Here is a 25341-nt window from a genome sequence, read left to right as displayed (position 1 = left end):
GATATTTTCACTGTATTTATTTAATTCAATTGGACTATATATATGGCAACAATGAAGAAAATAGTGATAGCGGCTACCTTACTCTTTTCTCCTGCGGCGTTGCATGCTGAAGAGATCGGTTCTGTTGACACAGTGTTCAAACTTTTTGGCCCTGATAACAAGATAGTGATAGAAGCCTTTGATGATCCTGACGTTAAAAATGTCACCTGTTATCTGAGCAGAGCCAAAACTGGAGGACTCAAGGGAGGATTGGGATTGGCAGAAGATACATCTGATGCAGCCATATCCTGTCAGCAAATTGGCCCGATCGAATTGGCAGATAAGATAAAAAAATCCGCCAAGAAAGGACACGTCGTCTTCCAAAAACGCACTTCTTTGGTATTTAAAAAATTGCAGGTTGTACGCTTCTACGATCCAAATCGTAATTCACTAATTTATTTAACTTATTCTGACAAAGTGATCGATGGTTCCCCTAAAAATGCCATCAGTGCTGTACCGATTATGCCGTGGAAAGAGTGAATAACTCATCACTGAGGCAAGCAAGCACCGACTAAAAGAAAAGCCCTGATGTCATAAGACATACGGGGCTTTTGACAGATATCCTATGTAGAATACATACCTATAAAAAGGTATCAATCATTCTTCTAAATCACCACAGAAACGGTAACCTTCACCGTGGATGGTCGCAATGATTTCTGGAGTATCTGGTGTCGATTCGAAGTGTTTACGAATACGGCGAATAGTTACATCAACCGTACGATCGTGAGGTTTCAGTTCACGGCCCGTCATTTTTTTCAACAATTCTGCACGGGTTTGGATTTTTCCTGGATTCTCACAGAAATGGAGCATCGCACGAAATTCACTACGCGGCAGTTTGTAATGATCTCCCATCGGGCTAACCAAAGAGCGGCTATTGATATCCAGCTCCCATCCATTGAACTTATAACTTTCAACTTGGCGACGCTCTTCTCCTGGATGACTCAGGTTCATTGTCCGCGAAAGCAAATTACGAGCACGGATGGTTAGTTCGCGTGGGTTAAATGGCTTAGTTATATAATCATCAGCACCGATTTCGAGACCAAGAATTTTGTCCACTTCATTATCACGGCCGGTTAAGAACATCAATGCAACATTTGCCTGCTCACGTAATTCACGGGCAAGCAGTAAGCCATTTTTACCTGGCAAATTGATATCCATAATGACTAAATTGATATCGTTATCTGACAGAATGTTGTGCATTTCTGAACCATCATTGGCTTCATAAACAACATACCCTTCAGCCTCAAAAATACTCTTAAGGGTATTGCGTGTGACAATTTCGTCTTCAACAATCAAAATGTGCGGGGTTTGCATGGTTGCTACCTAAAATCGCTAAAAAACAGAATCTGTATGACACAAGCTGTTATTATTAAAAGAAAATATGCTGATCTTGTTCTGAATGACAGAAAACCAGCTTATGCCCGAAATAAATGTTTTGATATGTTTTACGCTAAAAGCCAGCGTCGCTTTCCTAGAGGGTACATACCCGAAAAAACCCGATTTAAACGAGGCTTCTATATTAGTCTATTAACAGCAATATAACAGCTAGTAATGCATTTGCCTTCTAAAAAAACTAACTTTTGTTGATACATATCAAAATCAATTGTAGCACGTTAACATTAATTGTAATTGTTAATTTTAATTTGGGTTGTTTGTTATTAACTTGAATAAGTTATGTTAATGGATGTTGAAATGTCGTGAATACTTGAAGAGAGATTCGCTCGACACTGAAATATCCAGATGACACGTTTTTATCATAAAGACAAAATAATTACAAAATATGTTTTTTGTAAAATTAAATGCTATTAAATAAGCTGACTAACCAAATAATGATTTGTCATTTGGGTTATATTTTGAATAATTTCGATACGGAAAATGACGTTTTTTTCTTCTTTCACCATAAAAAATATTTGACATTGACCACAATTTAATTTAACCAATAGGGGGTCAAACGAATTAAAAAGACAGACAGGAAACTATGCACCACATCAGCCCGAAAAAAATGGTTCTTGCAAACACCACTATAACCATTACTACAACCACGATTACCACCGGAACCATGAGTTGCGGTGCGGGCTGACGTATACACATAAAACAACATTGAGCCCGTATCCCACAAGATACGGGCTTTTTTTTGGACAGAAATCAGGAGAAGAACGTTAATGCGAGTATTGAAATTTGGCGGAACCTCAGTTGCGAATCACCAGCGTGTACTGAGTGTTGCAGATATCGCCGAGAATGAGTTATCCCTTGGACAAGTTGCCTTAGTACTTTCTGCACCAGCAAAAATCACAAACCATCTGGTGGCGATGATCGAAAAAACGGTTGCTGGGCAAGATATTGTTTCCAATATGAGCGATGCTACCCAAATCTTTGCTGATTTGCTGTCAGGATTGAAAGAACAACAACCAGGGTTTGATTATGAACGCCTGAAAGGGCTAGTAGAGCGTGAGCTTGCCAGCCTTAAACAGACTCTGCACGGCATTTCTTTGTTAAAACAATGCCCAGACAGCATTAATGCATCTCTGATCTGTCGTGGTGAAAAACTGTCGATTGCCATCATGGAATCCGTGCTACAAGCTCGTGGTCATAAAGTGACTGTCATTGATCCGGTCAAAAACCTTTTGGCGCATGGGCATTGTCTCGAATCCACCGTCGATATCCATGAATCTTCCAAACGCATTGCGGCACTTAACATTCCTGCTGACCACATCATCCTGATGGCTGGTTTCACTGCGGGCAATGAAAATGGCGAATTGGTTGTGTTGGGACGCAACGGCTCTGACTATTCAGCCGCAGTATTGGCAGCATGCCTGCGTGCAGATTGTTGTGAAATCTGGACGGATGTAGACGGTGTTTATACTTGTGATCCAAGAGCGGTGAAAGATGCACGCTTGCTGAAAAGCCTGTCATATCAAGAAGCGATGGAATTGTCTTATTTCGGTGCGAAAGTCCTTCATCCTCGTACTATCGCCCCGATTGCCCAGTTTCAAATTCCTTGCCTGATAAAAAATACGGCTAATCCCGATGCACCGGGTACGTTTATTGGCGATGCGCTCATTGATGATGGGCAAAAAGACCAGAACATGCCGATTAAGGGCATTACCAATCTGGATCATATGGCAATGTTCAACGTTTCCGGCCCTGGCATGAAAGGTATGGTCGGGATGGCAGCACGGATCTTTTCCGTCATGTCACGCAAAGGTATTTCCGTTGTGTTAATCACGCAGTCCTCGTCAGAATACAGCATCAGCTTCTGTGTACCACAAAAAGAATCGACAAAAGCACAGAAGGCACTGACAGAAGAATTTTATCTGGAGCTGAAAGATGGTGTGCTTGATCCCATTGACGTGATCGATAATCTTGCCATTATTTCTGTCGTTGGCGATGGTATGCGTACTCAGCCGGGGACTTCTGCCCGCTTTTTCTCCGCATTAACACGCGCCAATATCAACATCATTGCCATTGCGCAAGGTTCTTCCGAACGTTCCATTTCCGCCGTCATTGAAAATGATGCCGCGACTACGGCTGTTCGTCTCTGCCATCAAATGCTGTTTAACACAGCTCAAGTTGTTGAGGTCTTTGTTGTCGGTGTAGGTGGTGTAGGCAGTGCGTTGATCGAGCAAATACGTCGTCAGCAAACCTGGCTCAAACAGAAACATATCGATTTGCGCGTCTGTGGTATTGCCAATTCCCGTGCTTTATTGACTGATGCGCAAGGTATCTGTCTGGATAACTGGCAGCAAGCACTCTCAGAAGCAACTGAGCCTTTTAGCTTGAGTCGTCTGATCCGCCTTGAAAAAGAGTACCATCTCCTGAATCCAGTCATTGTGGACTGTACTTCCAATCAGTCGATTGCGGAACAGTATGCGAGCTTCCTCAGCGATGGCTTTAACGTTGTCACACCAAATAAAAAAGCCAATACTTTATCAATGGCTTATTATCGCCAAATCCGTCAGGCCGCAGAAAAATCGAAACGTAAGTTCCTGTATGACACTAACGTAGGGGCTGGATTGCCTGTTATCGAAAACTTACAAAATCTGCTTAATGCCGGTGATGAACTAGTACAGTTCAGTGGCATCCTGTCGGGTTCTCTATCCTATATTTTCGGTATGCTGGATGAAGGTATGACGCTGTCACAAGCAACCATGCTCGCCAAAGAGAAAGGCTTTACTGAACCCGATCCACGCGATGATCTCTCTGGCATGGATGTTGCCCGAAAGCTGCTGATTTTAGCGCGTGAGGCAGGTTATGAACTGGAACTGGAAGATATTCATGTCGAACCCGTTTTACCCATATCGTTCGACGCCAGTGGCGAAGTTGACAGTTTCCTGCAACGTTTATCGCAACTGGATCAGGAATTTAGCCAACGTGCGGAACAAGCCGCAGAACAAGGGAAAGTCTTGCGTTATGTTGGCTTAATTGAGCAAGGCCGTTGTACAGTGAAAATTGTCTCTGTTGATGGCAACGATCCACTTTATAAAGTCAAAAATGGCGAAAACGCTCTGGCTTTCTACACCCGTTATTATCAACCCATTCCGCTGGTATTACGTGGTTATGGCGCAGGAAATGATGTAACGGCAGCCGGCGTTTTTGCTGATATATTACGCACTCTGTCATGGAAATTGGGGGTTTAATGGTTATCAGGGTTTATGCGCCTGCCTCTATCGGGAACGTTGGCGTCGGATTTGATGTGCTTGGCGCAGCAGTTTCTCCCATTGATGGCTCGTTACTTGGAGATTGTGTCTCCGTAAGTGAAGCTGAAAGTTTCAGCCTGAATAATAAAGGGCGATTTGTTGGCAAATTACCTGCCGATCCCAAACAAAACATTGTCTACCAATGCTGGCAGCTTTTTTGTCAACAACTGGGAAAAGAACTGCCCGTTGCCATGACATTAGAGAAAAATATGCCGATCGGTTCAGGATTAGGCTCCAGTGCCTGCTCTGTCGTCGCCGGTTTAGTGGCATTGAATGAATATACAGGCCGACCATTTAACCAACACCAGTTGCTGGGCATGATGGGAGAATTAGAAGGGCGCATTTCCGGTGGTGTTCATTATGATAATGTCGCTCCCTGCTATTTGGGAGGATTGCAATTGATATTATCTCAGGAAGATACCACCTGTCTGCCTGTTCCCACATTTGATGATTGGCTATGGGTAATGGCTTATCCTGGCATCAAAGTATCGACAGCGGAAGCCCGTGCAATCCTGCCCAATCACTACGCCCGTAAAGACATCATTGAGCATGGACGTCACTTTGCTGGTTTTATCCATGCCTGCCATACCCAGCAATCAGAACTGGCTGCCAAATTAATGCAAGATGTTGTGGCAGAACCTTATCGCACACAACTCTTACCGGGATTTGCCAATGCACGCGATGCAGTCAAAAAATTAGGGGCGCTGGCGTGCGGCATTTCCGGTTCTGGCCCAACACTTTTTGCAATTTGTAATAAAAAAGCTGTAGCAGAAGAGGTTGCACACTGGCTGCAACAACATTACGTACAGAATGATGAAGGCTTTGTACACATTTGCCGTCTGGATCTCGCAGGCGCACGACAGGTAAAGTAACCATGAAATTATATAATTTAAAAGACAACAGCGAGCAGGTCAGTTTTTCACAGGCGGTAAAACAGGGATTAGGTAAACAGCAAGGCCTCTTTTTTCCACAGGATTTACCAGCATTCAGCCGTAATGAAATTGATGACTTATTGCAATTGGATTTTGTCAGCCGCAGCCAACGTATTCTCACTGCCTTTATCGGCGATGAAATTCCCGCAGAGCAATTGGCAGTTCGCGTGAAAAATGCATTTGCCTTCCCTGCCCCTGTAGCGACTGTCGAAGATGACATCGCTTCACTGGAGCTTTATCACGGCCCAACACTGGCGTTCAAAGACTTTGGCGGCCGTTTCATGGCACAAATTCTTACCCAGATTGCAGGAGAACAACCCGTCACTATTTTGACTGCAACATCCGGTGATACCGGCGCCGCAGTTGCTCATGCTTTCTATGGATTGAATAACGTACAGGTTGTGATCCTTTATCCCGAAGGCAAAATCAGCCCATTGCAGGAAAAACTCTTTTGTACTCTGGGTGGCAACATTCATACGGTTGCTATCAAGGGGGATTTCGATGCTTGCCAGGCATTGGTCAAACAGGCTTTTGATGACGAAGAATTGAAGCAGGCTTTACATCTCAACTCAGCCAACTCAATTAATATCAGCCGCCTACTGGCACAAATCTGTTATTACTTTGAAGCGGTTGCACAAATCCCAGCAGAAAAACGTGAACAATTAGTTATTTCCGTCCCAAGCGGAAATTTTGGTAATTTAACCGCAGGGCTACTGGCAAAATCGCTGGGATTGCCGATAAAACGTTTTATCGCGGCAACTAATGTTAATGACACTGTTCCTCGTTATTTAGCGGAAGGTAAGTGGCTACCACATCAAACCATTCCAACATTATCCAATGCCATGGATGTCAGCCAGCCCAATAACTGGCCGCGCATTGAAGAACTGTTCGAACGCAAAAGCTGGGCACTGAGTGAACTGGCCAACGGGGTTGTGGATGATACAACCACTCAAAGCACCATGCGCGAACTGGCGGCAAAAGGCTATATTTCCGAACCACATGCTGCCGTCGCTTATCGTGTTTTGCGTGATCAATTACAAGAAGGGGAATATGGCTTGTTCCTGGGTACTGCTCATCCAGCCAAATTTAAGGAAAGCGTCGAAGCAACACTCGGCCAACCATTGTCCTTGCCACAAGCGTTAGCTGAACGCGCAGATCTGGACTTGTTATCCCACTTTATGCCCGCTGATTTCTTAACGTTACGTGAATTTTTGATGGAAAAAGCATCGAAATAACCTGGCATTTATCACTCCACCCATTTATAGGTGGAGTGATTCCATACTGGGCTTTATAGACTAAAATTGGTTACACTAAGAAACTAATTCTGCGCAGAACGCTTAAATACCAATTCATTTCCCTTAGAGAGAGATTCATCAAAAACGTATCCTTCCAGATTGAACTCTACCAGCCGTGCTGGATCGGTCAGTTCGTTTTGAATGATAAAACGGCTCATCAGACCACGAGCTTTTTTAGCATAGAAGCTAATGACCTTGTATTTACCATTTTTTTCATCCAGAAAAACAGGTTTGATAATCCTGGCTGCCAGCTTTTTGGTATTTACTGATTTGAAATACTCATCTGATGCCAGATTGACCAGAACATCATCACCTTGCTGTTCCAATGCTGTATTTAAGTTTTCAGTAATACAATCACCCCAAAACTGATACAGATCTTTACCGCGTGGATTTTCCAGCTTAATGCCCATTTCCAAACGATAAGGCTGCATCAAGTCGAGAGGACGCAAAACCCCATACAGGCCAGATAGAATTCTTAAATGTGTTTGGGCAAAATCAAAATCATCGGCAGAAAAAGTTTCAGCCTGCATACCGGTATAAACATCGCCTTTAAATGCCAAAATCGCCTGACGGGCATTTTCTGGCGTGAAATCGGGCTGCCATTCTGCAAAACGAGCAGCATTCAATCCCGCCAATTTATCACTAATACTCATCAAACTACCGATTTGTGCGGGTGTTAACGTCCGGCAAATCTCGATCAGTTGTTGGGATTCCGTCAATAACAGCGGTTGACTATATTTTTCTGTTGCGAGTGGACTTTCATAATCGAGTGTTTTTGCAGGTGAAATGATAATAAGCATTATTTTTTCCTAATAATCCAGACTTCCCTCACTTTAGCAAAAAAGACAAAAAGCGGAGAATCTCAGCGATAGAATTTTCCTACCTTACAGCCGCGCTTGACCATGTTATTATCACAAGATGGCGAGGCAACGTTGCCAAAGATTTTACGTATAACGATGAGATATTAAACATGACCGATAAACTGACTTCCCTGCGTAAACTGACAACAGTAGTAGCAGATACCGGGGATATCGAGGCGATGAAACTGTATCAGCCGCAAGATGCGACCACTAACCCTTCCCTGATTTTGAATGCAGCTCAAATTCCAGAATATCGCCAACTGATCGATGAAGCTGTTGAATGGGCGCGTGGTCAAAGCGATTCCCGTGAACAACAAGTTATTGATGCCAGCGATAAATTGGCTGTTAACATTGGTCTGGAAATTCTGAAACTGATCCCTGGCCGTATCTCCACTGAAGTTGATGCACGCCTGTCTTATGACACCGAAGCAAGCGTAGCGAAAGCAAAACGTCTGATCAAACTGTACAACGAAGCAGGTATCAGCAACGATCGCATCCTGATCAAACTGGCCTCCACCTGGCAAGGTATCCGTGCTGCGGAACAACTGGAAAAAGAAGGCATCAACTGTAACCTGACTCTGCTGTTCTCCTTTGCCCAGGCACGTGCTTGTGCAGAAGCCGGTGTCTACCTGATTTCTCCATTTGTCGGCCGTATCCTTGACTGGTACAAAGCAAATAGTGGCAAGCAAGAATTCGCACCGCATGAAGATCCAGGTGTGATTTCTGTTTCTGAAATTTATCAGTACTACAAAGAGCACGGTTACAACACGGTTGTTATGGGTGCAAGTTTCCGTAACTCTGGTGAAATTCTGGAACTGGCAGGCTGTGACCGCCTGACAATCTCTCCAGCACTGCTAAAAGAACTGTCTGAGACAGAAGGTGAAGTTGAGCGCAAACTGGGTTACGAAGGCGAAACCAAAGGACGTCCAGCGCCAATGACTGAAGCCGAGTTCTACTGGAACCACCACCAAGATGCAATGGCAACTGAAAAACTGGCAGAAGGTATCCGTAAGTTTGCAGTAGACCAAGGCAAACTTGAGAGCATGATTGCTGATCTGCTGTAATCTCAAGCGATACGCTATTTTTTCTTGCACAAAGGCGACTAATTGGTCGCCTTAAGCCACTGACAAACTCCATTCAAAACTAATGGAGTTTGTTTTTTTGCCTTGCCATCAAACCGATTTGTCCTGCCCCTATTTGACATTTTGGCTCCTGCTCGCTCCGTACAAAACCCCTAAAGATAAGTTGTTCAAAGAACATTATTAATGCATAATGATAATAGTTATTATTATCAACAAATGTAGTAATCTTATGAATAATCCACACTTTTTTATCACTCTTTTTGCAGTCAGCCCGCTTTACTCTTTCGCTGCGAATGAATCAACTACCGAACATTCAAGCGATACTATATATGTTTATTCTTCATTAGACTTAAAGAAGAATAATGAAGTATTACTAGATAGTCAGGAATTAAATAAACAAATAATCATTAATCCTGCTGATATATTTAAAAGTACATCGGGAGTTCTGTCTGGTGAATCCAGATCATCAGGAGCAATAGATGTCAATATCCGAGGTTTACAAGGTCAAGGAAGAATTTCTACTAGTGTTGATGATACTATAAATCAAACAGCCTTATATCGAGGCTATCAGGGGGTATCTAACCGTACTTATATTGATCCAGACTTCATCGGTGAAGTAGATATAAAAAAAGGATTTTATGGCGGTTCCGGTATTACAGGGATAGGTGGTACTGTGAATATGAAAACAATATCTCCTGCTGATATATTAATTCCAGGTGATAACTTTGGTATACGCCTAAAAGGTAGTCTTTTAAGTAACCACTCAAACTATAATAATTACACATGGAATGATGAACCGTCTCCAAAAAAAGAAAACATATTTAATGGAAAAAACAACACTGGAAGTGTAGTGGTTGCTTATGCAGATGAAAATTTCGAGTTTTTAGCTGGGGTATCAAAACGCATCAGAGGAAATTATCATTCAGGAAAAAAAGGATTTGGTACAAATAATTATACGCGACCAGGGTATTTATGTCCGGATGAATATTATGATGATAATGACAATATAGCGCCTTGCCCCGTAACAGCCGAAACTGTCCAAGATGCTGGTTATACCATTTATCCTAAAGGTGCAGCAGTACCTAATACATCAGAGAATACACGTTCTTATTTATTAAAAACCAGCGCATGGATTAATGATGAGCACAGAGTTAGTGCTGTTTACAGCCTATATGATAGTACTTTTGGTGAAACATATGTTGCAGATACAACAACTATAGATAAAGGAACTACGGTCCCAGTATCACAAGGACCAAATGCTTATGTTCGTTTAGCAAGATATAAACTAGGTTATGATTGGAAATCAAGTAACCCGTTAATTGATTTTAACTTTTCTCTATGGCATTTAGATTTAAAAGACAGACCTAAAACATCCCAAAATACATTAGGTGATGAAAAGAAATCTGACACATGGGGGGTTAATCTTTCTAATGACTTAGAATTTGACATGTATAATAAACCAACAAATGTACTTCTGGGAGGGAGTTATCTTACCGAAAAAACGGGGCCAGCCAAAGGTTTTTGGTCTCAGCATCCTCACCAGCGAGAAGGAACAAGACAAGAATACCGTATTTTTGTTAATGGGAAGTATGAATTAACCAATAACATTAATTTACTATCTTCTTTTGAGCATAAAGGTTATTCATTAAAAGATAAAGGTGATACCCCATCAATACCTAAGGATGGAACGGCTTATGGATATAGTTTCGGCGTTGAATATAGACCAACAAAACAAATAATGCTGTATAGTCGTTATTCTCAAAGTCCAAGATTTCCTTCATTAGTTGAAGGGACAAATGGCTTTTTTATGAAAGCTGATAATAACCTACAACATGAGACTATGAAAAATATTGAAATAGGATCTGCGTTTGGCTTTGAAAATCTGATAGCAAATGATGAATTAAAATTAAGCATCGGTTATTTTAACTCTAACATTGATAATTATATTAGTCGTAGCTGGCAATGGGATAAATTTTCAATGCATATTGATAATATCAATAAAGCAAAATTTGAAGGAATTGAGCTAGAGACAAGCTATAAGATTAAGGATTTTACAGTAAAAGCATCAGCAAATTACTATATAAATATTGAGTTTTGTAAAAAAGAAAAAGGATGCATTAATGAGAACCTTCCATCTGATTATGCAACAAACCACATTCCGCCTAAAAAAAGCTATTCACTCGATGTAAATCAAGGGTTCCTTAACAACAAATTATCTATTGGTGGACGAATATCGTACTTTGATAAAAGAGCAATACCAACCGCTAGGGTTGGACGAGGTTCTGCTCCATTGTTAGCACCTATCGACTATAAACCGGCAACAATCGTTGATTTTAGAAGTTCATTAATTATAAATAAAAACATAATAGCAGATTTTACTGTGGATAATGTTTTTGATAGATATTATATACAACCAATTAATGTAGGTTATATTCCTTCTCCTGGTCGTACATTCAGGTTAGGTATAACGGCGACTTTTTGATCAAATAAAGTTGATTAAATAACCCGAACTCTGCTTAAGAAAGGAAACTCAGAGCCTGAGGAACGATCAAAATTTTTGTTAAAGAAAACAGAATAGTGGAACTCCTCAGGCTATGATTAAAGCAGTACAGCGTGATTTTATAGCTTTAAACTTCATCTGCTTTCCCGCAACAGCACCTTTATCTGTACCAGGAGATGGATGTGGACGATAAAAATTTGCCACAATACCATATAGGTGAATAGTAGAAATATTATTACGCTGCAACGAAGTTGGAGCCATGCTACCATCGACTTAGCTATAACTTATACCCAATAAATTTCAAGTTGCAGCCAAAAAGTTTTATTATTTTTCATAATTAATTGAGGTTTGTATGAATGTATTGCGCATTGGCCTCGTGTCTGTTTCTGATCGTGCGTCAAATGGCGTTTATCAGGATAAAGGGCTGCCCGCACTGGAAACATGGCTGAAAAAAGCGATTACCACACCTTTTAGCGTAGAAACCCGCCTGATCCCTGATGAGCAAATCCTGATTGAACAAACATTGTGTGAACTGGTCGATGAATTGGGATGTCATCTGGTACTGACCACTGGGGGGACGGGTCCCGCACGTCGCGATGTAACGCCGGATGCAACGCTGGCAATTGCTGATCGTGAAATGCCAGGATTTGGGGAACAAATGCGCCAAATCAGCCTTCAATTTGTACCAACAGCCATTCTGTCCCGGCAAGTTGGCGTGATCCGCAATCAAGCGCTGATTCTAAACCTTCCCGGACAACCGAAAGCCATCGCAGAAACACTAGAAGGATTAAAAAACGAAGATGGCAAGGTGTTGGTAGCGGGAATTTTCGCCAGTGTTCCCTACTGCATCCAATTGCTGGATGGCCCTTATGTAGAAACAGATGAAAGCGTTGTAGCCGCATTCAGGCCGAAAAGTGCACGTCGTTAAAAATCCACATGTTGATTGTTGCTATTAATCATTGAAGACCATAAAGGTTCTGAACAGACTCAGAACCTTATGAATCAAAAATAGAATCATTCACTCAAGCTACTGCCATTGGTTGCAATCACTTGTCTATACCAATAAAAGCTCTTCTTACGACGTCGCTCCAACGTACCTGTTCCCTGTTCATTCTGGTCAACATAGATATAACCGTAGCGTTTGGTTATCTCACCTTTTGAAGCACTGACCAAATCAATCGGCCCCCAACTGGTATACCCCATAATATCCACACCATCTTCAATCGCTTCTCTGACCTGGATAAGATGCTCTTTAAGGTATTGAATACGATAATCATCCTGAATACTGCCATCTGCTTCCGGTGTATCTTTCGCCCCCAAGCCATTCTCAACAATAAACAAGGGCTTCTGATAGCGATCCCATAGCAAATTCAATATAGTGCGTAAACCAAGGGGATCTATCTGCCAACCCCATTCTGAACTGGGCAAGTAAGGATTAGCCACCATATGCAGAATATTGCCCCGCTGTTTCTGGTATTCCGCTTTATCTGCGATCATACAGCCGCTCATGTAATAACTAAATGAGATAAAATCGACCGTATTTTTCAGATCATGCCTATCTTGCTCTGTAATAGTAAGTTCAATACCATTCTCGCGAAAATAACGCAGCATGTAGCCAGGATAATTCCCACGGCTCTGGACATCGCCAAAAAACAACCACTTTTGATTTTGCTGAAGAGTTGCCAATACATCTTCTGGTTTACAGGTTAATGGATACATCAAACCACCAAGCAACATATTACCAATCTGGGCATCAGGAATGATTTCTCGGCACAATTTCACCACTCTGGCACTGGCAACCAATTGATGGTGAATAGCCTGATAGATCTCTGATTGAGTGCTATTTCTCGGCAATCCAACACCTGTCAGCGGTTCATGCAGCGACATATTGATTTCATTAAATGTCAGCCATAACTTCACCTTACTCTGGTAGCGAGTCAATACCGTGCGCGCATAACGTTCAAAAAATGCAATCAGTCTACGATCCCCCCACCCGCCATATTTTTTGACTAACGTCCACGGCATTTCATAGTGAGATAATGTGATCAAAGGTTGAATGCCATATTTGGCCATTTCGTCGAACAACCTGTCATAAAATGCCAGGCCTGCTTCATTGGGTTGCTTATCATCCCCATGAGGAAAAATCCGGCTCCAGGCAATAGATGTACGTAAGCATTTAAATCCCATTTCCGCAAACAAGGCGATATCTTCGGAGTAACGGTGATAGAAATCGATAGCAATATCTTTGAGATATCGCGTTTCATCCGAAGGAGCACGTTCAACAACAGGGCCAATAATCCCCTGCGGCAAAACATCTGAAGTAGAAAGACCTTTTCCATCCGTCAAATAAGCACCTTCAACTTGATTGGCAGCAATCGCGCCTCCCCATAAAAAATGCATTGGAAACTGTTTCATGCAAACCCTCCTCTCATGGACATTTAAGGCTTATGTGGGAATTCAGACTGGTTTTTATCAGTAAGTATTGTTTCTGTAGGCGGATTGGTAACGGCAGGCAGACCAAACATCCACGTCAAAATAGCCGCAATAATAAATGCCAGCAACGTGCCAATAATTGCACCCCAAACAGTATTATCGATTCCTGATGGCGGGATCATTTGAGTGAAGGTAAAAATATTGCTCAGTCCTATTGAATAGATGGCACTTTGGTAATAACCAACAACAGAGCCACCGATCGCACCAGCAAGACAACCAAAGATAAACGGTCGCCGGTAAGGCAGGGTAACCCCATAAACCGCAGGCTCAGTGATACCAAATATACCGGCAGTAACAGCAGAGCCAGATAGCATTTTTAATTTAGCATCGCGGGTACGCAGGAAAACGCCCAATGCCGCTCCCGTTTGTCCCATTACGGCGGGCAACAACAGAGGGACTAACGTATCATGCCCCAACACAGTTAAGTTGTTGAATATGACTGGCACTAGTCCCCAATGCAGGCCAAAAATGACACAAACTTGCCAGATTGCCCCCATAATCGCTCCTGCCAGAACCGGAGCAAATCCATATACGGCTTGATAAGCATAAGCCAGTGAATGACTTAACCATGTCGCCACTGGCCCAATGACAATAAATACGAGCGGAACAATCAACATCAGACAGACAAGGGGAGTAATGAAGGTTTTGATAGTGGCTGGCAGGTGTGCATCCAATTTTTTCTCGATTTTACAGCTTATCCATGAGGCAAAAATAATTGGGATCACAGAAGAGCTATAATTCAAAAATGAGAGAGGGATCCCCATAAAGTATTTAGTTGCGCTGCCAGCAACCATTGATACCTCGAAAGCAGAGATGATCATGGGATGTACCAAAGCTCCGCCAATTCCCATCGTAATAAATGGATTACCCCCAAATTTTTTACCCGCGGTATAGCCAAGTAATAAAGGAAAAAAATAAAACAGCGAGTCACTGGCTGCATACCAGATACGATAAGTACCGCTATCAAGCGTTAGCCAATGAAATGCAATGGCAACTGCAAGCAAGCCTTTTAAGATCCCGGAAGCTGCCATTACCCCTAAAAATGGGGTAAAGATACCCGAAATAATATCGATAAAATGGTTAAATAAATTATCTCGCTTGCCAGTTGGATTTGCCATTAAGGGTGCTTCATCAGAAGGTGCCAACACTTGCTGAATAGCCTGATATACCTCTTTGACTTGATTACCAATCACAACCTGAAATTGCCCTCCACTTTCAACAACCGTAATGATATTAGGATGGGCTTTTAGTTTATTGATATCGGCGAGTGTGCTATCCCATAGTTTAAAGCGCAGCCGAGTCGCACAATGAACGAGACTGACAATATTTTCTTTACCACCAACACCTGCAATGATTTCTTGGGTCAGTATCTGGTATGTCATGCCACTTCCCTCGTTTTCCGCACTGCCTGTGCTGTCAAAATCTATTGGCTACCAATGAAAAAAACCTGACAACGTCAGTCTCTATACCGTGGAGAAAGCCGATGTCAGGTTTTTCCTATCTAAGCAGTAACAATCAGTTTTTGATTTTATTTACTTTTAATGCCAGCTCAATTTTTAATCAACAAAAATGTGATTGTGATCGCTAGATATTTATTAAGATTTTGTCTCGATTCGCATTCCGGCCTCTTTCCAACCCGAAAATCCTTTTTTAAACCGACGGGCTTGAATTCCCTTAGCACGAAGCAATGCGAGGGCATTGGCAGAAAGTACACAATAAGGGCCACGGCAATAGGCGATCAACTCCCTATTAGATGCCAGTTCATCCAGCCTATTCTCCAGCTCATCAACAGGAATATTAATGGCATCGGGTAAATGACCCTGTTCAAACTCCTCTTTTGGTCTGACATCGAGTAAAGTCATACTCTTAGCTTTGATCCTCTCCAGCAGCTCTTCCCACGAAACGGCTTCCTGATTGCTCGAATCATCGATCAACCTACGCATTTCTTTGCGGTTAAATTCGGCATATTGCTGGATCGCAGAGATAACCTCTATGATAGGCCCTTCACTCCGACGATAAAGTACATGCTTACCTGATTTGCGAGACTGGAGCAACCCTGCACGTTTGAGATGCTGGAGATGCTGGGAAGTATTGGCAATCGACAAACCGGAAAGCTCCGACAAATTTTCCACGGATTGTTCAGTATCTATCAGACACTCAAGCAATATCAATCGATGGGAATTTCCCAACACCTTAGCAATTTCCGCGATCTCAACAAGAATTTCTTTATCAAACATTGACTTTCTACTTCCATCATTATTATATTCAATAATTTAATTGACCATCATGGTAGCAAAGTTTTTTAGTCATTTCGAGTACTCGCTGATTGATTGACCATTAATAGATAGCCACAATTCGGAGGATCGCAACAGATGAATGAAGGATTGGAGTTTATTGTTTATTCTGTACTGATTGGCGTTGGTGCAACGGTTGTTATGGATCTTTGGGCGGTTTTCATAAAACGGTGTTTCGGAATTCCCTCACTGAACTATAGCATGGTAGGACGCTGGATTGGACATATTCCCAAAGGGAAATTTATCCATACAAGCATTCTACAAGCTGAGCCTGTGAAAGGTGAAACCGGAATTGGTTGGTTTGCCCACTATTTGATTGGGATCATTTTTGCCGGCGTACTATTACTCATTTATGGATTAGATTGGGCAAGAAACCCCACTTTTCTGCCAGCTTTAATTATCGGCATCGTTACTTTAGTTGCCCCTTTCTTCATTATGCAACCAGGTATGGGAATGGGGATGGCTGCATCTAAAACACCTGCCCCTAATACAACCAGACTAAGAAGCCTGATGGCACACACTTCTTATGGTGTTGGTCTGTATTTAGCTGCGTTATTATTAACGTTATTTTCTTGATTTCATTTTTAAATGACCGTCGATAAATTTTCATTATTTATCGACGGAATACACATTTTATTTCCATCTATTTTCTTATTATTGTTATCCAATTTGGGATCTTATCTATAATTTTTACAAAAACTCTTTGATGACATAAGCACTTTCCAATGAAAGCGACCATTTTGCTGGTTCATCAGATGAAAAAATCATCATGACTTTTAGGTATTCCCATGGATATTTTCCCAATGAATTAATCTGATTACCCGAAACAGATGAACCAAAACTCATCGGCCAAATTTTTTCACTGTTATTTTTAAGCGCTTATTTTTGATAAATTGAGCCTGACACAAAAACATTAAATTGTTTAATTAAGGCAGGCTCCTCAAATTTAACTCAACCTGGATTACAAATTTTTAGAAACCATATTCTTAAATTGTGATAATGAAGCGACGCCAACAAGAGAATCTACAGGTTGCCCATCTTTATATACTAATGTCGTTGGTATGCTGCGAATACCATATTTCATAGCGATATTATTGGCATCATCAATATTGATTTCCCCGAAAGTGGCACTATCTTTCATATCAATTGATAATTGATTAAACGTTGGTGCTACCGCACGACACGGGCCACACCATGGCGCCCAGAATCTAACAACACAGATCCCTTTAGAACCGACTACACTATCAAAATTATCTTCGGTTAATTCAATTAATGTACTCATATTGAATCCTCAGTAAAAATTTTTAAGTTACTAAAATGCAGCTCATAAATGAAATGTGGGGTATGCGCATGTATATTTGTTAACTTTGATATTGGAACATTCATTTTATGAATCCATGTACAAGATAATCGCTAACTCAGAATACTCGATACCCTCAATTCAATTATTATATTGAATATTATAGTTAGATCAATAGATCTTTTCCTATCAGGAAGATAGGAATAGGCTATCAATTAATAACAATCAGTTATTAAAATCCTTAAAATAAATCACACAAAATTTATTCATTCAATATTGGATAAACATAATAATCAAAAAAATCAATCACATAAATTCTGACTAATAACTTTAACCAGAGAAAAAACCAATGGGCAATCTGCTAATTATAAATACGATGATTTCATATATTAACTATTAAAAAATCAAAAAATAACGTAATAATATTTTGCCAGGGAGTTATTAATTTACCCACAGGAGATTAGCAGGTTGGTGAGGCGTCAGGAATTATTATGCGACTACCAACTTGAATTTGATCAGTATCCATATATTTCACATAACAATAATCGTTAATAAAATATTATTATTTGATATTACATTTAGTTATAAACATGTTATTTTTGCATAAAAGCAAACCAACAAATAAAACTAAACACCTTACTAAGATTAATGAGGCGTCTGAATATGCACTGCTTTTATTTTAAACTCATGAGTCAATATATTAATCTGATAGTAAATGATGTTTATTTTCACCAAAATAAATTGGTGAACTGTAAAAAGATTCTTTGTTAAGAACTCCAACCCTATTCCCGGCACTATTTTATTTCAAAGATAAAAAAACAACCTCAAAAAAACATAAGTTAACTTATCAATCAAATACAAGGGATAATGCATGCAAAATTTCCTCCAGGCATTACAAGAATCCGGATTAGAAACCTCTAATCCCCCTGAATTATATAAACCAGAAAATAAAAATTTAGAAGTAGAGCTATCAAAATTGAAAAATCAGGTTAATGGGATACTTCAAAACAGATTACCATTAATAAATATTATCATTCCTGTAACTCTACAAGAAAATACGATTGAGACAGAAAGTTTTCCATTAACAGATATTCAATATGCCTATTTAATTGGGCGTAACCCCGGACTGGAACTAGGAGGTTTAACCAGTTGCCTATATACTGAATTAGATATTAATTCATTAGATATCAATTTATTAAATAACGCATTAAACAAAATCATTGCATATCACCCTATGTTAAGGGCGACTTTATCTTTAGATGGACAACAGCGGATTTTACCCACACCATTAAATTACATCATTCCTATTCAGGATTGTAGAAAGTGGTCAGAGTCAGAAAAAGATAATAGACTGGAAAAACTTCGTCGGGAAATGGAAACGCAATTATTACCTGTAGATAAAGCCCCTACATTCGATATACGGGCAACAATACTTAATAATGATATTACCCGTCTGCATATTTATTTCGACCTGATGTTTGTCGACATTCATAGTGTCCGTTTGGTATTACGTGACTGGTGGCAAGTTTATCAAGGTTATGAGCTGCCTGCTCTACCTGATAATATGAATTTCCCCAGTTATATCAAATTAGAACGTTATCTACAGGGGCAGCCACAAGGATTACGTGATAAAACTTATTGGGAACAACAGCTAGAGCATTTACCTCAACCACCGGAATTACCTTTAAAAAATGCACCAGAGATACTTTCTCCACCAGTGTTCAAACGTTACAGCCGAACAATTTCTTCTGAAACATTATTAGCTCTGAGAAAAAAAGCGGAATTACGCAAATTAACATTGGAAACTGTACTGCTCGGTATGTACGCAGAAGTGCTTCGTCAATGGTCGAAACGTCAGACTTTTACACTGACTGTCACTCAATTTGGACGCCGTCCTTATTTTGATGGCATTGAAAATGTTGTCGGCAATTTCCTGCAACCCATGTTACTGGGTATTGGAGGAACAGGAGAAGAAAGCCTCAATAATCGTTTGGTACAGATCCAGACTGATTTGATGATGAACCGCTGGCACTGTTCCTATAATGGTGTTCAAGTTCTCAGAGAACTGACCCGCCGAAATCATGGCAACCGAGCAGCAACCGCCCCCGTAGTATTTAGCAATACCCTGACGGCCAATTTGGATAATGTCGTGACAGATATCAGTTGGACGGAAGCGACCCAAGTTTATAGCAGTAATCAAACCCCCCAAGTTTGGTTAGAGAACCAGATTGTTCGTGTTGATGATCTGGTGCAAATTAACTGGAATACAGTCAATGAGCTATTCCCTGATGGCATGGTGGAAGCCATGTTGGATGCGTATCTGGCACTGATAACGACTTGTGCAGAAGACAATTCAGTATGGGATAAAAACGCACCACTGGTGACATTGCCTGCCTCAGATTTAGTGGAAAGAACAAAAGCCAATGCAACAGATACCGAATTTGATCTCAAGCTACTGCATGAAATGGTTTTACAAGCTGCTGACAAATTTCCCAATGCAATTGCACTTATTCAGGGCGAAAAACAAGTTACCTATGCAGAAATGGCTAACAGAGCTTATGCAATAGCACAACAACTACGAAGCTCTGTCCTAATTCATCCCAATGATATTGTCGCTGTCTCCCTGCCACAAAGCCCAGAGTTAGTCATTGGGTTGCTGGGTGTTCTTATGTCAGGTGCGGCCTACGTGGCCATTGATCCCCAACTGCCTGCGGAACGTCGAATGAGTTTGCTCAACCGCTGTTCAGCCAAAGGGATTGTCACTGACAGCACGGTTTTTGCACATGATGAATTTACGAATTTACTTCGTATCAATCTGGATGAGTGTTCTATGCATCAGGCAATGGATACAGAACAAATGGCTACGGCACATTGGTCTTCCATGCCTTCAATGCAAGGATTAGATGATCTGGCCTATGTCATCTTTACCTCTGGTTCAACAGGAGAGCCGAAAGGGGTGATGGCTTCCCACCGTAATGCCGCCAATACCGTATTTGATATTAATCATAAATTCCGGGTAACAGAAAAAGATGTTGTGTTGTCTGTCGCGCCTGCCGGGTTTGATTTGTCCGTCTATGACTATTTCGGGCTATTAGGCGTGGGAGGAAAAGTTATTTTTTCCATGTCAGAAACGGCCAATGACCCAAAAATCTGGCTAGACATGCTGATCAAACATCAAATTACGATTTGGAATAGTGTCCCTGCTCCCGTGAAAGTATTGGTAGACAGAAATGGTTCCGCACTATCCGCGACCCAATTAAGGCTAATCCTTATGAGCGGAGACTGGATACCTGTCGATCTCCCTGAACGTATTCGGGAAAGTTTGCCAAATACTGCGATAATCAGTCTCGGTGGAGCAACTGAAGGTTCTATCTGGTCGATACATTATCCCATTGAGAAAATTGATAAAAACTGGAAAAGCATTCCTTATGGTAAGCCGCTGGCAAATCAAACATTCCATGTTTTGAATAACTGGCTTCTTCCCTGCCCCAAATGGGTCACCGGAGAACTCTATATTGGCGGAGACGGAGTGACTCAAGGTTATTTGGGCGATGCAGAAAAAACCGCATTACGCTTTATTATTCATCCCGCCACAGGTGAACGGCTGTACAGAACTGGAGATTTGGGACGATATATTACCGATGGCTTGATAGAAATTTTAGGGCGTGAAGACAATCAGGTAAAAATCAACGGCTACCGCATTGAATTAGGCGAAATTGAAGCCTGCCTTCTGACCCACGAAAATGCCAGCCATGTCGTCATTGATGCTCCCGTTCATGCCAAAACCGGACAACGACATCTCGTTTCCTATGTTGTGCCTGAGGCGCAAGAAACGTTGGATGATCCGACCCATTTTCAGGATCAATTGAGGGAAATTGCCCGCAAAACATTGCCCTCTTATATGGTGCCCAGTTATTACATCTTATTGCCCCATATGCCGTTAACCAGTAATGGAAAAATTGACCGTAAAGCGCTGCCTATTCCCTGGTCTGATACCGAAGAACATGCAGATGCTCCGGTTGCTCCCGCTAATGAAATAGAAGCGAAGATCCTGAAACTCTGGCAAGCACAACTTCAACACGATGATTTTGATGTCACCGATGGCTTTTTTGATATTGGCGGTGATTCACTCCATGCCGTTGGTTTACTGAGTGCTCTGCGACAGGAATTTAATATTACGCCAGTTGGCGAACAGGACATTATCGAAGGGCTGTTCATGAATTCTAATATTCAGTCTTTCTCTCGCATCATCGAAACCATCGTCCAATCTCAAGCGGTGAATGAGCTATGACCAAAGCATATGATTATATCGTGGTAGGCGGTGGTTCAGCAGGATGCGTGGCTGCCTCTCGCCTGTCTGAAAATAGCACGAAGTCCGTACTGCTGATTGAAGCAGGTCACGAATCTGATGTACACAACCCTGCCAGTCCACTCAGAGATGCGTCAAGGCTGGTGCTGGAAGGATATAACTGGGATTACGAAGCCAATGTGCGCAATGATGGTGATCGGTTCGCCGATCTCATGGCTTCTCCTGCCCATGGAAAAGATAACAAACAACAAACTCGCAAGCACAAAGAGCGCAAGCCGTTCAATTATCGTGTGGGGAAAGTCCTTGGGGGTTCCTCCGCTGTTAACGGTGCTATTGCCCTGCGAGGATTTCCGAGCGATTTTGATAAATGGACCCAAATGGGCTGCCCTAATTGGTCTTGGGAACAAGTCCTGCCATGGTTTAAGCATTTGGAAAATGACACTGATTATATCGGTGATGATAACCACGGTTCACAGGGGCCGATGTGTCTGCGCAGACCGGCAAATAACGAGATCCACCCTCTTGATATGGCTTTTGCCCATGCCTGCGAACAGTTTGGTGTACCTTACGCCGATGATCTCAATATCGGTGAAGATCCTGCTGTCGGCCCTGTGCCCGCCAATGTCGTTAACGGCGCAGAAAGAGTCGATGTTTATCGTTCATACCTTGAACCGATCCTGAATAGAGAAAATCTGCATGTGCTGACGGATGCCCTGGTCACGCAGATCATTTTCAACGGCACTGTCGCCTCAGGGGTAAAAATTATTCAGGCGGGAGAAGAGCAGGTTTATCAGGCCAAACAAATTGTTCTCTGCGCTGGCGCAATTGGTTCGGCAACATTATTACAGCGCTCAGGTGTGGGTGATCCAGAACATCTGAGCAGATTAGGTATCCCTGTCGTTGCGCAAGTGCCCGCCGTTGGCAGAAATTTAACTGACCATGCTTCCGTGGTGCTCTGGGCGCTGCCTAAAGCCGGTGTCTGTACCACGGGCCTGCCGTGGCGGCAAATTGCTGCTCGCATTAGAAGCGGTTATGACGCAAAAGTCGATGTACAAATTGGCTTGCTGAACAATGTTGCCAGTGACACCGTACCGGGGTTCAGAGATCGCGTTACTTATCCAATGCTGGTTGGTGCTTCCGTCATGTTAATGCGTCCAGAGATTCAAGGACGGGTTTTCATCAATTCCGCCACGCCCACAGGATTACCCCAAATTGATCTGCCGTTGACTCACTCCCCATCAGATATCGCACGCCTTGTCGGGGGAGTGCGTAAAATTTGGCAGGTTTTACGCCACCCGGAAGTGGATACCTTCCTTGATGGCATCCAATTTTGGTCTGACTCCATGATTCATAACGATGAAATCATGAACAGTGCAATCAAAAACCTGGTTAATCCAGGCTGGCATGCGTCTGGAACGCTCAGAATGGGCACCCATGATGATCCTGATAGCGCCACGCAAGAAGACGGTCGAGTCCATGGCGTTACGGGTGTGACAGTTGCTGACGCTTCTCTATTCCCCACTATTCCCTCTATGCCAACTAATCTGACAACCATTATGACGGCTGAACGCATTGTCAGTTTTTTAATAGAAAGAGAAACCACCAGCGAGCGGAGGATAAATGGCAACTAATTGCAGACGGGTGATTTATGCCTTTCCCCATGCAGGAGCAACAACAGCGATTTATCGCCCCTGGCTAACTGATCTCATGACCACCCAATCTGCGATCTTACAACCCGTTGCGATCCCAGGTCGTGGTTATCTGGCTAAAGAACCTGAAATTCACGATCTCGATGCCCTGACTGAACGACTGGCATCAGATATCTGGGCAGATTTTCAGCAGAAACAAACACAGGGTATCACGGAGTGGATCACCTTTGGTCATAGCTTTGGTGGCGTGCTGAGCATCGCGGTAGGTCAGGCGATAATGAAAAACTATGGCACTTCCCCTTTATTTGGCGTGGTATCCAGCTCTGTCCCCCCTCATCGTCAACCCAAAGATGAACGACATGAATGGACAGATGAACAATTGATTCAGAAAACCAAAGCGGATCAAGGGACACCTGACGCAATCTTGAACGAACCGGCGCTGATAAAACCCATCATCCGGCAACTGCGCAATGATTACCTGATACGCAGCCAATTTCCCCAACTTGGCAATATACAGGTGAGTTATCCACTGGTGCTGGTTTCCGCCACTCTCGACAGTTATGTCACTTTGGCAGACATGGAAGCCTGGAAAAATTACACCGCTGACGATATTTCACTCATCCATATTGAAGGGGATCACTTTGCTGTGTACCACCACTGGGATGTTATTAAACAAATATTGCTGAGTGAAAAACCATTTGGGCTGACAAAGAACTGGAGTAAATATGCGTATTGAGATTGATAATTTTGATAATTACCGGAAATCCTGTCGTGAATTCCTTGAGCGTGAAATCGTCCCTGAACATCAGAGGTGGGAAGAGCATGGGCTGGTTGAACGCACCTTTTGGGAGAAATTAGGCCAGTCAGGGTTATTAGGTATGAGCGTCAGCCCTGAGCTTGGAGGACTGGGAAAAAACGATTATCGGTTTGCGGTCATTCTGACAGAAGAACTCATCAAGGCAGGTGTAACTGTACCAGGCATCGTTGCTCATAACGATATTGTTGCCAGCTACATTTTTGCCCTCGGTAATCAGGAACAGAAAAAAAGATGGCTGCCGGAATTGTGTAGCGGAAAACGGGTTGCCGCCATTGCTATGACAGAGCCAACTGGTGGTTCCAATACCGCAGACATCAAAACTGTGGCTAAACGTCAAGGTGATCACTATCTGGTGAATGGCGGCAAAACTTACATCACCAATGGTATCAATGCGGATCTGATCGTGGTAGCGGTAAAAACAGAAGAGGGGCAACAAGGCCAGGGTATCAGTTTACTGGCAATAGAACGGGATATGACCGGATTCACCAGAGGAGCGCCATTAAAGAAAATTGGCTGGAATGGCAGCGACACGGCTGAACTCTTTTTCCATGACTGTAAGGTCCCTGTTACCAACCTGATTGGCCGTGAAAACCTCGGTAACTATTACTTTATGTCAGCAATGCCCCGCGAACGCCTCAGCATCTCAACTGTGGCGGTTGCCAGTGCAGAACATATATTGCAGAGCACACTGGAATATGTGAAAGAAAGAACAGCTTTCAATCAACCGATCGGCTCCTTTCAATACAACCGTTTTATTCTGGCGCAATTAGATACCGAAGTAAAAATTGCCCGAATCTACCTGGATAACGCCGTTGATCTCTTTAATCAGGGGCTTTTCAGTTTAGTAGATGCAGCCCGCATCAAGTGGTGGACGACCGAACTGCAAATGAAAGTGGCAGATCGTTGCCTGCAATTGCACGGCGGCTTGGGTTATATGCGTGATTCCATTGCGGGCAAGAATTGGTTGAATAGCCGCGCCCAGACTATTTACGGTGGAACCAGCGAGGTACTGCAAGAAATCATCAGTAAATCAATCGGACTTTAAAGCACAATAATACGCGGTTGGAGAGGATA

At 42.4% G+C, this 25341-nt stretch carries 18 protein-coding genes, 1 pseudogene and 1 other annotated feature; of the genes and pseudogenes, 12 read left to right on the top strand and 7 right to left on the bottom strand.

What is annotated here, in order from left to right:
* Positions 1-42: 42 nt before the first annotated feature.
* Positions 43-519, top strand: a complete 477-nt coding sequence (gene creA / locus Xets_RS17000) for a protein CreA (RefSeq protein ID WP_099132714.1) — start codon at positions 43-45, stop codon at positions 517-519.
* 117 nt (positions 520-636) lie between these two features.
* On the opposite strand, the gene arcA is transcribed toward creA, so the two are convergent.
* Positions 637-1353, bottom strand: a complete 717-nt coding sequence (arcA, locus tag Xets_RS16995) for a two-component system response regulator ArcA (protein WP_099132715.1) — start codon at positions 1351-1353, stop codon at positions 637-639.
* Between the two features lie 706 nt (positions 1354-2059).
* Positions 2060-2176, top strand: a sequence feature (Thr leader region).
* Between the two features lie 25 nt (positions 2177-2201).
* Between arcA and thrA the strand changes: the two genes are divergently transcribed.
* The 3 genes from thrA to thrC are packed head-to-tail and all read left to right on the top strand — an operon-like array spanning position 2202 to position 6903.
* Entirely contained in the window at positions 2202-4676 is a 2475-nt protein-coding gene (gene thrA, locus Xets_RS16990) for a bifunctional aspartate kinase/homoserine dehydrogenase I (RefSeq protein WP_187652177.1), read from the top strand.
* Positions 4658-5608, top strand: coding sequence for a homoserine kinase (thrB, locus tag Xets_RS16985; protein ID WP_187652176.1), 951 nt, complete (start codon positions 4658-4660; stop codon positions 5606-5608). Before thrA ends, thrB begins: the two co-directional genes overlap by 19 nt.
* Positions 5609-5610: 2 nt before the next feature.
* On the top strand, positions 5611-6903 hold the full coding sequence (gene thrC, locus Xets_RS16980) for a threonine synthase (protein WP_099132718.1): 1293 nt from the start codon (positions 5611-5613) through the stop codon (positions 6901-6903).
* An 83-nt stretch (positions 6904-6986) separates the two neighbouring features.
* Here the strand turns inward: thrC and yaaA are convergent, their stop codons facing one another.
* Entirely contained in the window at positions 6987-7763 is a 777-nt protein-coding gene (yaaA, locus tag Xets_RS16975; RefSeq protein WP_099132719.1) for a peroxide stress protein YaaA, read from the bottom strand.
* Positions 7764-7933: 170 nt separating this feature from the next.
* On the opposite strand from yaaA, the gene tal reads away from it, so the two are divergent.
* The 3 genes from tal to mog all read left to right on the top strand — a co-directional run bounded on the left by tal (position 7934) and on the right by mog (position 12333).
* Positions 7934-8887, top strand: coding sequence for a transaldolase (gene tal / locus Xets_RS16970; RefSeq protein ID WP_099132720.1), 954 nt, complete (start codon positions 7934-7936; stop codon positions 8885-8887).
* Positions 8888-9134: 247 nt separating this feature from the next.
* On the top strand, positions 9135-11387 hold the full coding sequence (locus Xets_RS16965) for a TonB-dependent receptor domain-containing protein (protein ID WP_167450518.1): 2253 nt from the start codon (positions 9135-9137) through the stop codon (positions 11385-11387).
* A 370-nt stretch (positions 11388-11757) separates the two neighbouring features.
* Positions 11758-12333, top strand: coding sequence for a molybdopterin adenylyltransferase (mog, locus tag Xets_RS16960; protein WP_099132722.1), 576 nt, complete (start codon positions 11758-11760; stop codon positions 12331-12333).
* Between the two features lie 86 nt (positions 12334-12419).
* Here the strand turns inward: mog and ascB are convergent, their stop codons facing one another.
* From ascB to Xets_RS16945, 3 genes and pseudogenes are all read right to left on the bottom strand, one after another.
* The gene (gene ascB, locus Xets_RS16955) at positions 12420-13820 is read right to left on the bottom strand and encodes a 6-phospho-beta-glucosidase (RefSeq protein WP_187652175.1); all 1401 of its coding nucleotides are present in this window, start codon (positions 13818-13820) and stop codon (positions 12420-12422) included.
* 71 nt (positions 13821-13891) lie between these two features.
* Positions 13892-15280 (bottom strand): annotated as a pseudogene (locus Xets_RS16950) (PTS transporter subunit EIIC); the annotation flags it as partial.
* 213 nt (positions 15281-15493) lie between these two features.
* Entirely contained in the window at positions 15494-16135 is a 642-nt protein-coding gene (locus Xets_RS16945; protein WP_099132725.1) for a metalloregulator ArsR/SmtB family transcription factor, read from the bottom strand.
* 135 nt (positions 16136-16270) lie between these two features.
* Here Xets_RS16945 and Xets_RS16940 point away from each other — a divergent pair, with 135 nt between their 5' ends.
* The gene (locus Xets_RS16940; protein WP_099132726.1) at positions 16271-16768 is read left to right on the top strand and encodes a DUF2938 domain-containing protein; all 498 of its coding nucleotides are present in this window, start codon (positions 16271-16273) and stop codon (positions 16766-16768) included.
* A gap of 114 nt (positions 16769-16882) precedes the next feature.
* Here the strand turns inward: Xets_RS16940 and Xets_RS16935 are convergent, their stop codons facing one another.
* Both Xets_RS16935 and trxA read right to left on the bottom strand, forming a co-directional pair.
* Positions 16883-17038, bottom strand: a complete 156-nt coding sequence (locus tag Xets_RS16935; RefSeq protein ID WP_187652174.1) for a hypothetical protein — start codon at positions 17036-17038, stop codon at positions 16883-16885.
* A 115-nt stretch (positions 17039-17153) separates the two neighbouring features.
* On the bottom strand, positions 17154-17474 hold the full coding sequence (trxA, locus tag Xets_RS16930) for a thioredoxin (RefSeq protein WP_099132727.1): 321 nt from the start codon (positions 17472-17474) through the stop codon (positions 17154-17156).
* A gap of 889 nt (positions 17475-18363) precedes the next feature.
* On the opposite strand from trxA, the gene Xets_RS16925 reads away from it, so the two are divergent.
* The 4 genes from Xets_RS16925 to Xets_RS16910 are packed head-to-tail and all read left to right on the top strand — an operon-like array spanning position 18364 to position 25312.
* The gene (locus tag Xets_RS16925; protein ID WP_187652173.1) at positions 18364-21783 is read left to right on the top strand and encodes a non-ribosomal peptide synthetase; all 3420 of its coding nucleotides are present in this window, start codon (positions 18364-18366) and stop codon (positions 21781-21783) included.
* The gene (locus Xets_RS16920) at positions 21780-23432 is read left to right on the top strand and encodes a GMC family oxidoreductase (RefSeq protein WP_099132729.1); all 1653 of its coding nucleotides are present in this window, start codon (positions 21780-21782) and stop codon (positions 23430-23432) included. The genes Xets_RS16925 and Xets_RS16920 overlap by 4 nt, the downstream gene beginning before the upstream one ends.
* The gene (locus Xets_RS16915) at positions 23422-24186 is read left to right on the top strand and encodes a thioesterase II family protein (protein WP_099132730.1); all 765 of its coding nucleotides are present in this window, start codon (positions 23422-23424) and stop codon (positions 24184-24186) included. The genes Xets_RS16920 and Xets_RS16915 overlap by 11 nt, the downstream gene beginning before the upstream one ends.
* A complete protein-coding gene (locus tag Xets_RS16910; protein ID WP_099132731.1) occupies positions 24176-25312 on the top strand; it encodes an acyl-CoA dehydrogenase family protein in 1137 nt (378 codons plus the stop codon). The genes Xets_RS16915 and Xets_RS16910 overlap by 11 nt, the downstream gene beginning before the upstream one ends.
* Positions 25313-25341: the final 29 nt, after the last annotated feature.

This window comes from Xenorhabdus sp. TS4 (assembly GCF_014467265.1).
Classification (GTDB): Bacteria; Pseudomonadota; Gammaproteobacteria; order Enterobacterales; family Enterobacteriaceae; genus Xenorhabdus; species Xenorhabdus ehlersii.
Note: the sequence above shows the minus strand (reverse complement) of the source record. Positions and strands in the feature narration are given on the sequence as shown.

Bases quoted from the DNA above. Each gene is read 5' to 3' on its own strand.
- Xets_RS16925 (WP_187652173.1), top strand. From the start codon at position 18,364: ATGCAAAATTTCCTCCAGGCATTACAAGAATCCGGATTAGAAACCTCT.
- mog (WP_099132722.1), top strand. From the start codon at position 11,758: ATGAATGTATTGCGCATTGGCCTCGTGTCTGTTTCTGATCGTGCGTCA.
- yaaA (WP_099132719.1), bottom strand. From the start codon at position 7,763: ATGCTTATTATCATTTCACCTGCAAAAACACTCGATTATGAAAGTCCA.
- Xets_RS16920 (WP_099132729.1), top strand. From the start codon at position 21,780: ATGACCAAAGCATATGATTATATCGTGGTAGGCGGTGGTTCAGCAGGA.
- arcA (WP_099132715.1), bottom strand. From the start codon at position 1,353: ATGCAAACCCCGCACATTTTGATTGTTGAAGACGAAATTGTCACACGC.
- Xets_RS16965 (WP_167450518.1), top strand. From the start codon at position 9,135: ATGAATAATCCACACTTTTTTATCACTCTTTTTGCAGTCAGCCCGCTT.
- Xets_RS16940 (WP_099132726.1), top strand. From the start codon at position 16,271: ATGAATGAAGGATTGGAGTTTATTGTTTATTCTGTACTGATTGGCGTT.
- thrC (WP_099132718.1), top strand. From the start codon at position 5,611: ATGAAATTATATAATTTAAAAGACAACAGCGAGCAGGTCAGTTTTTCA.
- trxA (WP_099132727.1), bottom strand. From the start codon at position 17,474: ATGAGTACATTAATTGAATTAACCGAAGATAATTTTGATAGTGTAGTC.
- ascB (WP_187652175.1), bottom strand. From the start codon at position 13,820: ATGAAACAGTTTCCAATGCATTTTTTATGGGGAGGCGCGATTGCTGCC.
- Xets_RS16910 (WP_099132731.1), top strand. From the start codon at position 24,176: ATGCGTATTGAGATTGATAATTTTGATAATTACCGGAAATCCTGTCGT.
- Xets_RS16915 (WP_099132730.1), top strand. From the start codon at position 23,422: ATGGCAACTAATTGCAGACGGGTGATTTATGCCTTTCCCCATGCAGGA.
- creA (WP_099132714.1), top strand. From the start codon at position 43: ATGGCAACAATGAAGAAAATAGTGATAGCGGCTACCTTACTCTTTTCT.
- tal (WP_099132720.1), top strand. From the start codon at position 7,934: ATGACCGATAAACTGACTTCCCTGCGTAAACTGACAACAGTAGTAGCA.
- thrB (WP_187652176.1), top strand. From the start codon at position 4,658: ATGGAAATTGGGGGTTTAATGGTTATCAGGGTTTATGCGCCTGCCTCT.
- thrA (WP_187652177.1), top strand. From the start codon at position 2,202: ATGCGAGTATTGAAATTTGGCGGAACCTCAGTTGCGAATCACCAGCGT.
- Xets_RS16935 (WP_187652174.1), bottom strand. From the start codon at position 17,038: ATGAGTTTTGGTTCATCTGTTTCGGGTAATCAGATTAATTCATTGGGA.
- Xets_RS16945 (WP_099132725.1), bottom strand. From the start codon at position 16,135: ATGTTTGATAAAGAAATTCTTGTTGAGATCGCGGAAATTGCTAAGGTG.